Annotated in this window: 11 protein-coding genes; 10 read left to right on the top strand and 1 reads right to left on the bottom strand. The window is 55.9% G+C overall.

Annotated features, from left to right (window positions below; all coding sequences use genetic code 11):
* Window positions 1-700: 700 nt before the first annotated feature.
* From MTP40_RS03855 to MTP40_RS03825, 7 genes are all read left to right on the top strand, one after another.
* Window positions 701-3,445, top strand: a complete 2,745-nt coding sequence (locus MTP40_RS03855; protein ID WP_249259865.1) for a Helicase associated domain protein — start codon at window positions 701-703, stop codon at window positions 3,443-3,445.
* A 176-nt stretch (window positions 3,446-3,621) separates the two neighbouring features.
* Window positions 3,622-3,867: a DUF6061 family protein gene (locus tag MTP40_RS03850; RefSeq protein WP_249259864.1), complete on the top strand. Its 246-nt coding sequence runs from the start codon at window positions 3,622-3,624 to the stop codon at window positions 3,865-3,867.
* Window positions 3,868-4,112: 245 nt separating this feature from the next.
* Complete coding sequence (locus tag MTP40_RS03845; RefSeq protein ID WP_249259863.1) at window positions 4,113-5,060, top strand: hypothetical protein; 948 nt, start codon at window positions 4,113-4,115, stop codon at window positions 5,058-5,060.
* Between the two features lie 47 nt (window positions 5,061-5,107).
* A complete protein-coding gene (locus MTP40_RS03840) occupies window positions 5,108-5,455 on the top strand; it encodes a plasmid mobilization protein (protein WP_249259862.1) in 348 nt (115 codons plus the stop codon).
* Between the two features lie 55 nt (window positions 5,456-5,510).
* The gene (locus MTP40_RS03835) at window positions 5,511-5,876 is read left to right on the top strand and encodes a hypothetical protein (protein WP_249259861.1); all 366 of its coding nucleotides are present in this window, start codon (window positions 5,511-5,513) and stop codon (window positions 5,874-5,876) included.
* Window positions 5,877-5,916: 40 nt separating this feature from the next.
* The gene (locus MTP40_RS03830) at window positions 5,917-6,309 is read left to right on the top strand and encodes a hypothetical protein (protein ID WP_249259860.1); all 393 of its coding nucleotides are present in this window, start codon (window positions 5,917-5,919) and stop codon (window positions 6,307-6,309) included.
* Window positions 6,306-8,045: a recombinase family protein gene (locus MTP40_RS03825; protein ID WP_249259859.1), complete on the top strand. Its 1,740-nt coding sequence runs from the start codon at window positions 6,306-6,308 to the stop codon at window positions 8,043-8,045. The genes MTP40_RS03830 and MTP40_RS03825 overlap by 4 nt, the downstream gene beginning before the upstream one ends.
* Before the next feature lie 84 nt (window positions 8,046-8,129).
* Here the strand turns inward: MTP40_RS03825 and MTP40_RS03820 are convergent, their stop codons facing one another.
* Entirely contained in the window at window positions 8,130-9,281 is a 1,152-nt protein-coding gene (locus tag MTP40_RS03820) for an aldo/keto reductase (RefSeq protein WP_249259858.1), read from the bottom strand.
* 181 nt (window positions 9,282-9,462) lie between these two features.
* Here MTP40_RS03820 and dusB point away from each other — a divergent pair, with 181 nt between their 5' ends.
* The 3 genes from dusB (at window position 9,463) to MTP40_RS03805 (ending at window position 13,144) form a co-directional block, all read left to right on the top strand.
* Window positions 9,463-10,494, top strand: a complete 1,032-nt coding sequence (gene dusB / locus MTP40_RS03815) for a tRNA dihydrouridine synthase DusB (protein ID WP_097770875.1) — start codon at window positions 9,463-9,465, stop codon at window positions 10,492-10,494.
* A gap of 36 nt (window positions 10,495-10,530) precedes the next feature.
* Window positions 10,531-12,909, top strand: coding sequence for a YfhO family protein (locus MTP40_RS03810; protein WP_249259857.1), 2,379 nt, complete (start codon window positions 10,531-10,533; stop codon window positions 12,907-12,909).
* 61 nt (window positions 12,910-12,970) lie between these two features.
* Entirely contained in the window at window positions 12,971-13,144 is a 174-nt protein-coding gene (locus MTP40_RS03805) for a chorismate--pyruvate lyase (protein ID WP_097770869.1), read from the top strand.
* Window positions 13,145-13,147: the final 3 nt, after the last annotated feature.

The following is a 13,147-nucleotide window of genomic DNA, read 5'->3' as shown; positions in this document are numbered from 1 at the left end:
CCCCGTCCCTGTGTGTTCATCCACAAGGACAGAGTCGAGAAATTCGAATCTGCGGTGCCACCTTGCTTGCTCCGCTCGTCTTCCCACCATGGAAAACTGCAGGAGCCCCTCAACGGAGAGCCAACACTCCCCTGCCCTGTAACGGAGGCTTCCGTCCCAAGCTACTAAAGGCACTGCCCTGTTTGCCCGGCCCTCGGCGGCCCACGAACTCTGCCCCGCTCTCTGCCCGTTTTCACCATTCGGGCTCACTGTAAGTGCGCTTGCAGTTTCTCTTCCGCCTCATCGGTTTGTTGATTGCATTATACGCTTTATTTTCATAAAGTCAAGAGGGAATTTTTCATTTTTTCGGCCGCAAAGATGAAATGCTTCTTGGATGCCCCGCAGCAGCCTTCCTGCCCGGATCTCCCCGGTGCGGCCCGGGCAGCTCTGCCGGGGCAAAAGAAGCCTTCTTCCAGCCATAGGTCATACTTTCTCTCCGCTCCGGGGCGCGTTTCCACTTTCAGTATCCCCGTTGCTGCGCACAAAGTTCGCAGTTTCTGCCACAGATTCCACACTATTTTTATTCTTTTCCCGAGTTTTGCTCTAAATTCTCTTCAAAGGGCTTGACAGAAAAATGTTTTTTGCGATAAACTAATTCTATGAAATATTTTCGTTGTATCCAACGATGTCAAACATGCAACTCGGAGAGGACACTACCACCATGTCGATGACCCTGAATCCCGTCAACGAAGCCGCTTTTCAGAAAGCTGTACAGTCTCTGGAGACCCTGAACCGGGCCGCCGTGTTCCACCCCACCGGCACCGGCAAAAGCTGTATTGCCTGGAAGGTGGTGGAGGCTCACCCCCAGACCACCTTTTTCTGGCTGGTGGCCGGTGCACAGCGTCTGGCCCTGCGGCAGGCAGAGCTGACACGCTACAACGGCGGCACCCTGCCCGGCAATGTCCGCTTCTGTGATTGCGAAAAGCTGGCCGCTGCCACCCCGGAGCAGTGGGTGCGGCTGGGGGAGCAGAAACCCGGCTGCATCGTGCTGGACTGCTACCATGAGTTGAGCGCCGTGTGTTGGGCACAGTCGGTGCAGAAGCTGCTGCGGATGTGCCCCCAGGCAAAGGTGCTGGGGCTGGGTGTGCCCAACGGTGCCCCCGTCTGCGCCGCCGCGCAGGAGCTGTTTGCCGACTGCATCGTCTCCCACATGACTGTGGCCGAGGCCATGGCCGCCGGGACCATGCCGGTGCCCTCAGCCTATGCAGCCCTGCTCTGGCCTCAGGAGGAGGAGCTGGCCACCCTGCGCGCCCGGATCAAAAACCTGTGTATGCCCAAGGGCGACACCTCCCTGCGCGTTCAATATGAAGAGCTGAGCTGGTCTCTGCGTCAGGTGGAGAACCTGACCGTTCTGCTGCCCCGCCTGCTCAGCGATACCAGCGGCCATTATCTGGTCCTGTTTGAATCCGCCGCCTATCAGGAAAAGCTGGGCACGGAGCTGGAACAGCTGCTGCGCACTGTGGACCCTGCCGTCCGCTTTTACGCTGCAGATCACGCCTGCTTTGCGGATTCTGCTGCCGTGGAGACCTTCCTCTCCGATACAGCCCCCGGCCCCAAGGTCCTGCTCTGCGTCAACGCGCCGGGAGTCCAGCAGCCGCTGGAGGGGCTGGCCGGGGTCATTCTGGTGCGCCAGTCCAGCCTGATGTCCACCTTCAAGCAGATGCTCTGCCGCGCGCTGGTGGCTGCAGGCAGCCGCAGCGTGCCGGTGTTCGACCTTGTGGCGCAGTTCGAGGGGCTGGGCAACGGCCGTACCCTGCAGCGTGACTGCACCGAGGCCATGACCAGAGCCGGCAGCAAAACGCCGGGCTTCCGGCAGGAGCGCCCCATGCAGCAGACCTACCGCCTGTATGGCAAGCTGCGCCGGGAGATGGAGGCCCGCTGGGAGGTGCTGTGCCAGGCCGCCGCCGATGCCTCCGCCAAAGAGGGCACCTTGGAGCTGCCCCGGAGCTATACCATCCACAGCGGCGTGCCCGTGGGCAAGTGGCTCGAGCTCCAGCGGCAGGTACAGGCCGGGCAGCGCCCGGGCCGCCTGACGGCTGAACAGGCCGCCAAGCTGGAAAAACTGGGCATCCGCTGGAACCACCGGCTGGAAGCTGCCTGGGAAAAGGGCTTTGCCTCCGCGCAGAAATACCGCACCGAGCACGGTGACCTTCTGGTGCCGGTGCGCTACCGCGATAAAAATGATTTTGCACTGGGCGAATGGATCGTCTACAACCGCCAGCGCTATCTGGGCGGCAACCTGACCCAGAACCGCATCGAGCGGCTGGAAGCCATCGGCATGGTGTGGAGCACCTCCAACGATCTGTGGGAGCAGAACTATGCCGCCGCCACCCAGTATTATCTGGAACACGGCGATCTGGAAGTACCCATCAAGTATGAAACACCCTCCGGCTTCGGTCTGGGGGTCTGGCTGGGGGCCCAGCGCGCCGCTCACAAGGCAGGCGAGCTGCCACAGGAGCAGGTGGAGCGGCTGGACGCTCTGGGCATGGACTGGACCAACCGCAACGACCGCAAGTGGATGTCCCTGTACGATGTTGCCGCCGCCTACTACCATGAGCACGGCAACCTGAACGTCCCCTCGGAGTATGTCACGCCGGACGGAGTGCTGCTGGGCAAGTGGGTGGCGCGCCAGCGCTATGCCTACCTGAACCCGGACCGCTCCAGCGCCCGGGTCACCCCTGAACGCAAGGCCCTGCTGGACAAGCTGGGCATGGTGTGGGAAAAGTACGACCCCTGGCAGGAGCGCTATGATCTGGCTCTGGCCTACAAGACAGAGCACGGTGATCTGGAGATCCCCTCTGTCTACAAGACCGCCGACGGCGTTTGGCTGGGCAGCTGGGTCAGCCGCCAGCGGCAGACCCTGAACTCCGGCAGCAGCGCCCTGAGCAGTGAGCGCCGCAAGCTGCTGCGCACCCTGTTCAAGGGCGAGCGCCGCCCCAGTGATCCCGCCGCTGACCACGGCACCGTGCGTGAGGCCAACTGGGAGCGGAACTTCCGCAGTGCCGCCCGTTACGCCCGCAAATACAAGCACCTGCTGGTCCCCGCCAGCTATGTGGACAGCGATGGTGTCCGGCTGGGCGTGTGGATCTCCAATCTGCGTGCAGCCCGCAAGAACCGCCCGGATTCCTATCAGGTCACGCCCGCCCACATCAAAAAGCTGAACAGCATCGGCATGGTGTGGGATGCCCGGGATGCCAAGTGGGGAACTGCCTATCAGCAGGCCAAGGCCTACTACAAGGCCCACGGCAACCTCCACGCCGCCGCCAACTACAAATCCGACGAAACCGGCTTCTGCCTGGGCGACTGGCTCCGCCGGATGCGGGAGTGGGATACCGCCCACGACCCCAAGCTCACCCCTGAGCGCCGCGCAATGCTGGATAAAATCGGGATGGAGTGGAGCGAATAAGAGAAAAGAGCCACCGGTTTGGACGGATGCTCGTAAGACAGTAATTCTAAAAAATTACTATTTTACGGCATCTGTCTGACAGGGTTGGAAACATCAACGAAAAGAACGATGTCGAGTCGAAAGACTTAGCATCGTTCTTTTTTATCTCAAAATCATTGAAATTACGGAGGTTTGCTATGAAGCGTCTTTTATCTTGCGAATTTAACATGGATACCGCCTGTGTGGAGCTGAAGTTCTCGGATGGCAGCATAATTGCCATTGATACCATTGCCGTTGAAAACGAGGTCGCAGACAATATGTATCAGCGTTCAGAACTGGACTATCTCATTTACAATGACCCGATTGCATACGCCGATTTGATACTCAACGGCGATCCCGTAGCCTATCTAAAGGCAGTAACAGAATACAGACCGCTTGATTGATGTTCACACGCTCCAAGGTCAACTTGGGGCGTGTTTTCAAAATGTTTACACTTTAATGCGATAAATCTTTGCGTATCATATTGAAGATATAGCAGAAATCCTGTATAATATGTGTGGACACACATATAGGGTTTTGATTTTTCTGATATGTTGAAAAGTGACAACAGATAAGCTCATTCTATCGCTAAGGAACTTGCAAGAAGAATTTCTTGGCATTTATATTAAAGTTGTGAGGAGGTATGTTCATGAAATTAGTTGGTCCCAAAACATTGCTGGCATCTCTGTTGGGATGTGCATTTGTTGTGATAAAAGTGATGCGCTTTGATGGTTTTCCAGATTTGTTTTGGATCATCTTCATTGGATATATGTCCATCAAAGGACTGGTCACAGCGTTTTCGCAGGAGGCCTATGACGAGGATGTTAAACAGGCGCAATACGGGAAAGTGTTCTACAGTGATTTGTTTGGTAGATTTGCGTATATCGCATCGGATATTCCGATCATCCTGATACTTTTAGCCGGTCTACTGGCTGCAATCTGCCCGGTTACTACGCTGCTCAGAGCCTTCCTGATTGTTCTTTTGCTGACAGCGCTGGGATATGCGGTTTGGTTTACATGGTATGTTTGCAAGCAGAAACGACTGCGCACGGAGAATGGCGCATGGGAGACGGGGACTTTGAGCGAAGTGGAAGCGGCGGCGTGGAAACGCTCTGAGCGCTGGCACGGCGTTGGCCTCGGAATTATCGTCGTACTGGCTGTTCTGTATATGATTTTTGGAGATCCCATGATTTATATGAACAACGCAAAATTAGAGGAGGCCCTGACGGGGATCACCAGTGACAATGTGACCTTGGAAGAAGTGGTGCCTTTTGAATGGACATCGGTTTATACCTTTGATCCCTATACATCCATTGACCGAATCAAAAGAGTCACAGGATCAAAAAGCCCCGCTTTGAAGGAGAGTGTCAGCGAGGGCATGACCAATATTGTGTTTACAAACAGAGGACGGACTGTGGCAAGTGTCTGTGCCTATCCTTCAAGCATCGGTTATTCCCTTTCTTTTGCCGGAGGCAAAAACACCTATTACGATTATCCGGATGGTGGCTATTCCCATATTGAATACGGCGATGAGACTGTTTTTGAGGTGACAAAAGAGAATGACCTTATTAGGCTGTATGCCTATATTGATGAATGACGATACAAATAGGTTTATATTATCTCATAGAAAGAGGATAAGAGAATATGCCAGAAAACAGAAACAGGCTTCGTCCGAAGCAGATAAAGTTCTTTGTAAACGACAAGGAATACGAATTGATAAGAAAGAAAATGGAACAGATGGGAACGGACAACATGAGTGCCTATATTCGCAAAATGGTAATTGACGGGTATGTTGTAAAATTGGAATTGCCCGAACTGCGTGAGCTGACTTCCAAGATGAAACGTATTTCCAACAGCGAGAATCAGATTGCAAAAAGGTTGAATGAAACCGACAACATCTATGAAGCCGACATTGAAGAAATCAAAAAGAACCAAGAGGAAATTTATGAAGGAATCCGAAAAATCCTTACATCGCTTTCTAAAATAAAGTGATGTTCAGCTCCGTAGGAGCGTAGCCGATTTTGAAAAAATCGTTGAAGGGTTTGGGATGTTTCCCAACAAGTTTTTGCAAAGAGCAGCACCGCTGAAATTTGCAAAAAGCACGAGTGTGTCCACACGTGCACTGCTTGCTAAGTTTGTTTTGAACTTAGCAAGCAAATCGAAGATTTTCATTTTTCGCAAAATCAGCAGCACTGTGTTTTGTGAAAAATCGCAGAGTGTACATACACCTACTGTGCTTGCTATTCTCTATTTTTCAAAATGGCAAGTGCCATTTCCTAAATGGAAATCGGCGGCAACCGCCGCCTTGTCTGCCCATAAGCAAAACGGACGAACGCTGTCAATGGCGGCGAAGCCGTTCATCTTGACCATTGACGGCGTTCGGCGGTTTTGCTATCTTGCAAAATTTGAATGAAAAGAATCGAAGCGAATGAAAGAAAAGGAGGTTCGACACAATGGATGAAAAACGTAAAGAGGAAGAAGCTCGTGAGCTTACTCCCGAAGAAATAGATGAAACGATTTTTCAAGAGCAGATTGCGAGTGGAGAGTATGACGAGGAAGTCCCCGAATACTATTTCTCCAATCCCGACCCATACGCCAAGGTCGAGCCTCGTCCCGATGATGCACCTAAACGTAATTTCTCTTTTGACGAGAACGGCAACATTATTGTAAAAAATCTTTCTGCGTTCTGGCTGCCCGATGTGAAAATCGTGGAGAACATTGGCGGCACAGAATACACAGTAACAGGCAGCTACGAGGGCACGGAAACTCTCGACAAAAAGCTCAAACGCATTATGGAGCAGAACGCTGCCGATGATGAATCTGATATCACGGAGGATGGCGAATGAACAGCGACACCTCTTTTGATATAAATACAAATTCCAATCCTGTACAGACAGTTGCCCAACCGAAGGAGGATAACGAAATGTTAAGGGCAACCGACAAAATCACAGCGCTCTATTGCAGATTGTCCGTAGAGGACACCAAAGAGGATAAGAAGAACGGCAAAGAAGATTTGTCCAATTCCATCCAGAATCAAAAGGCTATGTTACTCCAATACGCACGAGATCACCGCTTCCCCCAGCCGACATTTTTTATTGATGACGGATACAGTGGTGTGACCTATGACCGCCCAGGCTTTCAGAAAATGCTCGATGAAATCGAAGCCGGTCATGTGGGCACGGTCATTACGAAAGATCTATCCAGACTTGGTCGTAACTCCGCCTTGACTGGACTGTACATCAACTACACATTCCCTCAAAACAATGTTCGCTACATTGCCATCAACGACCACTATGACAGCATCAATCCGAACAGCACCGACAGCGACATCGCCGGTATCAAAAACTGGTTCAATGAGTTTTTTGCAAAGGACACGAGTCGCAAGATTCGTGCGGTGCAGAAAGCAAAAGGTGAGCGTGGCGAGAGATTGACTGTTCATGTGCCGTATGGCTACATGAAGAATCCCGACAATCCCAAAGAATGGATCATCGACGAAGAAGCCGCACAGGTGGTCAAAAAGATTTTCACACTTTGCATGAATGGGCGTGGACCGAGCCAAATCGCAGAACAGCTTGAAAAGGACAAGGTACTCACGCCTACTGCATATAAAAATAAGCAAGGCGTGAAAACACCGCACACCGAGCCGGAGAATCCTTACCGCTGGCACGAAAGCACCGTAGTCAATATTCTTGAACGAAAAGAATATATCGGCGCAACGGTCAACTTCAAGACCTACACCAATTCCATTTGGGATAAGAAGCAGAGGGAAAATCCCGAAGAAAATCAAAAGATTTTCTACAACACCCATCCTGCCATCATTGAGCAGGAAGTCTTTGATAAGGTGCAGGAGATTCGCAAGCAGCGACACAGGAGAACGGCAACAGGCAAGAACAGTCCGTTTTCGGGTCTGGTGTTCTGTGCTGACTGCAAGCAGAAGCTCTACTATTCCACCACCAACTACTTTGAAAAGCGGCAGGACTTTTTCATCTGTTCCACCCATCGAGCCAACAAGGATAAGTGCAGCAGTCACTACATTCGTGCCGTGGTTTTGGAGGATGTGATCTGGAAGCACATGAAAGAGGTTATCTCGTATGTGACCCGATATGAAGCTCATTTTAGGGTGGAAATGGAGCAAAAACTCCGTCTGCAAAGCGAGGAAACCATAAGGGTATATAAGAAGCGTCTGTCACAGGCAGAAAAGCGTATAGGGGAGCTTGATCGCCTGTTTATTAAAATCTACGAGGACAACGCCAAGGGCAAGCTGAACGATGAACGCTTTGCCATGATGAGCAAGACCTACGAGGACGAGCAGGCGCAGCTTAAAGCTGAAATCGTCAATCTGCAAAACGAAGTCGAAGTACAGGAACGACAGATAGAAAACCTTGAGCAGTTTATTCAGCGGGTACACAGATACACCAACCTCACAGAACTCACGCCATACGCTCTCAGAGAGCTTGTGAAGGCGGTTTATGTAGAGGCACCGGACAAGTCCAGCGGCAAGCGCAAGCAGAAGGTACATATCGAATATGACCTTGTTGGCTACATTCCCGTGGATGAACTGATAAAAGCGGAACAGGCATGACCGAAATCATGCCTGTTCCAAGAAACTCAAATATTACTGTTTTACGACCACCGAGCATTTTGCCGGTGGCTTTTCTGATGCATATTACAGCTGATCCAGCTCCTGCTGCAGCTGGGCCAGCGCATTGCGGATGGGCAGATGCTGGGGGCAGGCCGCCTCGCACTTGCCGCAGCGGACGCAGTGGCTGGCCTTTTCGGCATCGGGGAAGTGGGCTTCCCACTGGTGCTTGATGGCCTCGGGCTGGCCAAACATCCCCAGCTTGTTCCAGATGCTGAAGTTGTCCGGGATGTCCACCCCCATGGGGCAGGGCATACAGTACCGGCAGCCGGTGCAGCCGATTTTGATGCGGCTGTGCAGGAAGGCGGCGGTCTGCTCCACCGCGGCGGTCTCTGCAGCGGTCAGCGGCTCAAAGCGGGCAAAGGTGGCCAGATTATCCGTGAGCTGGTCCTCGGCGCTCATGCCCGAGAGGATGACATGGACGTTCCGGTGGCTGCCCACCCAGCGCAGGGCCCAGGAGGCATCTGAGGCCTCGGGCCGCAGGGCCTTGAGGGGTGCTTCGGCCTCCGGGGGCAGGTTGGCCAGCGTGCCGCCCTTGATGGGTTCCATAATGATGAGGGGGATGTTCAGCTCTTCGGTCAGCTGATAGCCGCGGTCACCCGAGATCTCCTCGGCACGGTCATCGGTGTCCAGATAGTTATACTGCAGCTGGCAGAAATCCCAGGGCTGATCCCGCAGGATGTGCTCAAGGCCCGCCGCGTTGTCGTGGCAGGAGAAACCGAATCTGCGGATGCGGCCCAGCTTTTTCTGCTCCCACAGCCAGTCCACGATGCCCATTTCCTTGGCCCGGTCGTACCGGGCGACGTGCAGGGAGTGCAGCAGGTAGAAGTCGATGTACTCCACGCCCAGCCGCCGGAGCTGCTCTTCAAAGATATGCTGGGCCTCCTCCAGGCTCCCGCACTGCCACAGCGGCATCTTGGTGGCCAGATAAAAGCTCTCCCGGGGCCACTTTGCAATGACCCTGCCCACAAAGGGCTCGCTCTGGCCGCCGTGGTAGGGGTAGGCGGTGTCAAAATAGTTCACGCCTGCATCCCGCGCGGCGTTCAGCAGCGCTTCGGCCCGGGGCTCGTCAATGGCTCCCTCCGGTGTGGTGGGGAACCGCATACAGCCATAACCCAGCAGGGAGGTGCGGATGCTCTCCCCTGCGCCGTTCTGCTTTTTCCATGTTCTGTATTCCATCTTTTTTGTGCAGCTGGCTGCCGTGTTCCAGCCGCTCCTCCTTTTGTCCCCAGTATACCGGAAAAATCCTGCGCTGACAAGAAAGATGTTCCGCTTCTTGTTCTGCCGCCGGAAATATGGTATACTTATAATCCAAATTTTATCATGTTATCAACTAAATCAGATAGCGCTAAGGAGTATCATGGAACCTTTCAACACCCCTTTGAAGATCAGGGAGATCTCCCTGCCCCACCGTGCAGTGTTCGGCCCCATGGCGGGCTTTACCGATGCCCCGGCCCGGCGGCTGATGGCCCAGCACGGAGCCGGTTTTACCGTCAGTGAGATGGTGTCCAGCCGGGCGCTGGTATACGGCGACCACAAAACCGTCAGCCTGCTCAAGGCCGAGCCCAACGGTGCCCCCTACGGCGTGCAGATCTTTGGCGAAGTGCCCGAGATCATGGGGCAGGCCGCTGCCGCCGTGGAGCAGTACGCGTTCGATTTTCTGGACATCAACATGGGCTGCCCGGCCCCCAAGATCGTCTCGGGCGGGGCGGGCAGCAAGCTGATGCTTGACCCCGACCGCTGCGGCCGTATTGTGGAGGAAGTGGTCAAAAACACCTCCCGCCCCGTCACCGTGAAGATGCGCAAGGGCTGGGACGCAGAGCACGTCACGGCCGTGGAATGCGCCAAAGCCTGTGAGCAGGCGGGCGCGGTGCTCATCGCCGTCCACGCCCGCACCCGGGAGCAGATGTACACCCCGGGCATCGACCCGTCCATCATTGCGGCGGTGAAGGATGCCGTCCATGTTCCCGTGCTGGGCAACGGCGATATCCGCACCGCCGAGGATGCTGTGCGGATGGTGGAGGAGACCGGCTGCGACGGCGTGATGATCGCCCGGGCCGCCCTGGGCGACCCCTGGCTCTTTGAGCGGGTGAACGCCGCGCTGGAGGGCCTGCCCGCCCCCAAGGAGCCGAACCTGCAGGCCCGGATGAACGCCCTGCGCCGGCAGGTGGAGGAGATGGTGGAGCAGAAGGGCGAGTTCGTTGCCATGCCCCAGGCCCGGGCCCAGACCATGCACTACATGAAGGGTCTGAAGGGGGCCGCCAGCCTGCGGCGCTACTGCTGTGAGCTGAGCCGCCTCTCTGACCTCGACACCCTCATCGACGCGGTGTTCGAGCAGCAGCGCAGGGCCGCGCAGGACCCCGATGACACCCGCGAGGTGCCGTTCCCGTAAGCGGGAAATTTCCGATACTGAAAAGAGGACTGACGCATGACTGCATTTCATTCTTCGCCCCGGATGCTGGGACAGAAGCAGGATAAGTTCTGGCTCACCGTGGGGCTCTGCGCCCTGACAGCCGCCCTCATCTTCCTGCCGTTCTATCTGCTGGACGGCGGCTTTTTCCACTATGCAGGCGATTTCAACAGCCAGCAGATCAGCTTTTACCGCTACATGAACGGCTTTCTCAAGGGGGCAGGCTACCCTGCCGGATACGGAGGCGTGAAGAATACCTTTTCCTGGGCAACTGACCTGGGCAGCGGAACCATGAACGCCTATTCGTTCTACCTGTACGGCTCCCCCTTCTTCTGGTTTTCCCTGCTCTTCCCGCAGAACTGGCTCCCCTACCTCATGGTGCCGCTGCTGGTGCTCAAGTTCGCGGTGGCGGGCGGCGGCGCGTATCTGTACCTGCGCCGCTACGTCAAAGACCCGAACTTTGCGGTGCTGGGTGCGGCCCTCTACGCCTTTTCGGGCTGGGGGCTGTACAACATCTTCTTCAACCACTTCATCGATGTGCTGGCCCTCTTCCCCTGGATGCTCTGGGCACTGGATGAGACCATCTACGAGCGCCGCCACGGGTGGTTCGCCTTCTGGGTGGCGGTGAACCTGCTCAACAACTACTTTTTCTTTGTGGGGCAGGTGCTCTTCCTTGTCATCTACTTCGTCTGCAAGCTCTCCGCCGGGGAGTTTCGGCTCACGCCCCGCCTCTTCGGTCAGCTGGCCTTTGAGAGCCTGCTGGGCGTGGCACTGGGCTTTGTGGTGCTCTGGCCCACTGTCCTCAGCGTGCTGCAGAACCCGCGCACCATCGACCTTTCCTCCGGCTGGGGCTTTCTGACCTATTCCAAGCCCCAGCAGTATCTGGCCATCCTGCTGAGCTGGGTGATGCCCCCGGATTCCCCCTATATGACCTCCATCTGGTCTGAGGGCATCATCAAATGGACCAGCATGACAGCCTATCTGCCCCTGTGCAGTCTGGCCGGTGTGGTGGCCTACTGGCGTGCCCGGCAGGGCGACAGCAAAAAGCGGATCATTGCCGTCTGCATGGTATTTGCGCTGGTGCCCATCCTGAACAGCGCGTTCTATGCCCTCAATTCCAGCTACTATGCCCGGTGGTTCTATATGCCGGTGCTCATCCTTGCGGCCATGACGGTGAGCGCGTGGGAGGACCCCAGCCTCGACCTCCCCCGCCCCGCCCGGAGCATTGCCTTTGTGATGATCGCCACGCTGGCCTTTGCACTGGTGCCCGTGCAGGATGCCGCCACCAAGGAGTGGAGCCTGGGCGTGCTGCAGAATCCGGGCCAGTACTGCGCCGTACTTGCCTTTGGTCTGGGCGGGCTGGCCGTCTACCATTGCATCTGCAGGCGCTGGCAGCAGCGCAGGGTCTTTGCCCGCCGCCTGCTGGCCGGTGTGCTGGCGTTCAGCTGCCTGTTCGGCATCGTCCACATCGGCATTGGCAAGTTCGGCCAGTGGAACACCGACAGTGACCTTGTGGAGCAGTACATCAACGCGCTGGCCCTGAAGGAGGATCTGCCCGAGGGCGACTGGCGCATTGACACCTACAAGACCCACGACAATCTGGGCCTGTGGCTGGACAAGAGCTGCCTGCAGTATTTCGGCAGCACCGCCGCTCCCAGCATCCTCAGCTTCTACCCGGCACTGGGGGTCAAGCGGGATGTGCGCAGTCAGCCCGAGCTCTCCAACTACGCCCTGCGCGGCCTGCTCAGCGTCAGATACCTGCTGACCACACTTGCGCATCAGAAGCAGTTCCACGCTGAGGCCGATGAGGGCTGGGCGTATTACGATACCCTGGACGGCTATGTTCTCTACGAGAACCAGAACTACGTTCCCATGGGCTTCACCTACGATTACTACCTCACCGAGACCCAGTACGAGGACACCGTGACCCCCACCCGCTCCAACCTGCTCATGCGGGCACTGGTGCTCACTGAGGAGGATGCGGTGGCCTACGGGCAGTACCTCACGCCCCTGCCCACGGCAGAGCTCAACGATCTGACCTACACCCGCTACACCCAGGATTGCGCCGACCGCCGGGCCTCTGCCTGCACCGCCTTTGAGATGACCAGCGCAGGCTTCCACGCCGAGGCCACGCTGGACAGGGCCAATCTGATGTTCTTCTCCGTGCCCTACGATGACGGCTTCACGGCCTATGTGGACGGGCAGGAGACCGAGATCCTGCGGGTGGACGAGGGCCTGATGGCCGTCCTCTGCCCCGCCGGAACGGTCACCATCGACTTTGTCTATCAGCCGGACGGCATCCGCCTGAGCCGGACTGTCACCCTTGCCGCCCTGCCCGTGTTCCTGCTCTACGCCGGGCACTTTGCCTGGGACGAAAAGAAAAGACGGAAGCATTAAAAAAGCCGCCACTCCAAGAAGCGACAGCTCAAAGAAAAGCTCAACTGAAAGAAGGTATCCTATGGGCCCCTGGTATTACGAGGTCGTCAGCTTTGACGGCGATTATGTCAACCTGCGCCGCACCGACATTGAAAGCGACGAGCTGAATCCCGTTGCGCTGGCCCTGCTGCCGCCCGAGATCGAGGTGGGCAGCAAGGTCAAGTGCGAGTATTTTCAGTATGAGGTGATCGGCTGAACC

The organism is Faecalibacterium sp. IP-3-29 (genome assembly GCF_023347335.1).
Taxonomy (GTDB): domain Bacteria; phylum Bacillota; class Clostridia; order Oscillospirales; family Ruminococcaceae; genus Faecalibacterium; species Faecalibacterium duncaniae.
The sequence above is the reverse complement of the archived record's forward strand: the minus strand, read 5'-3'. Positions and strand labels throughout refer to the sequence as shown.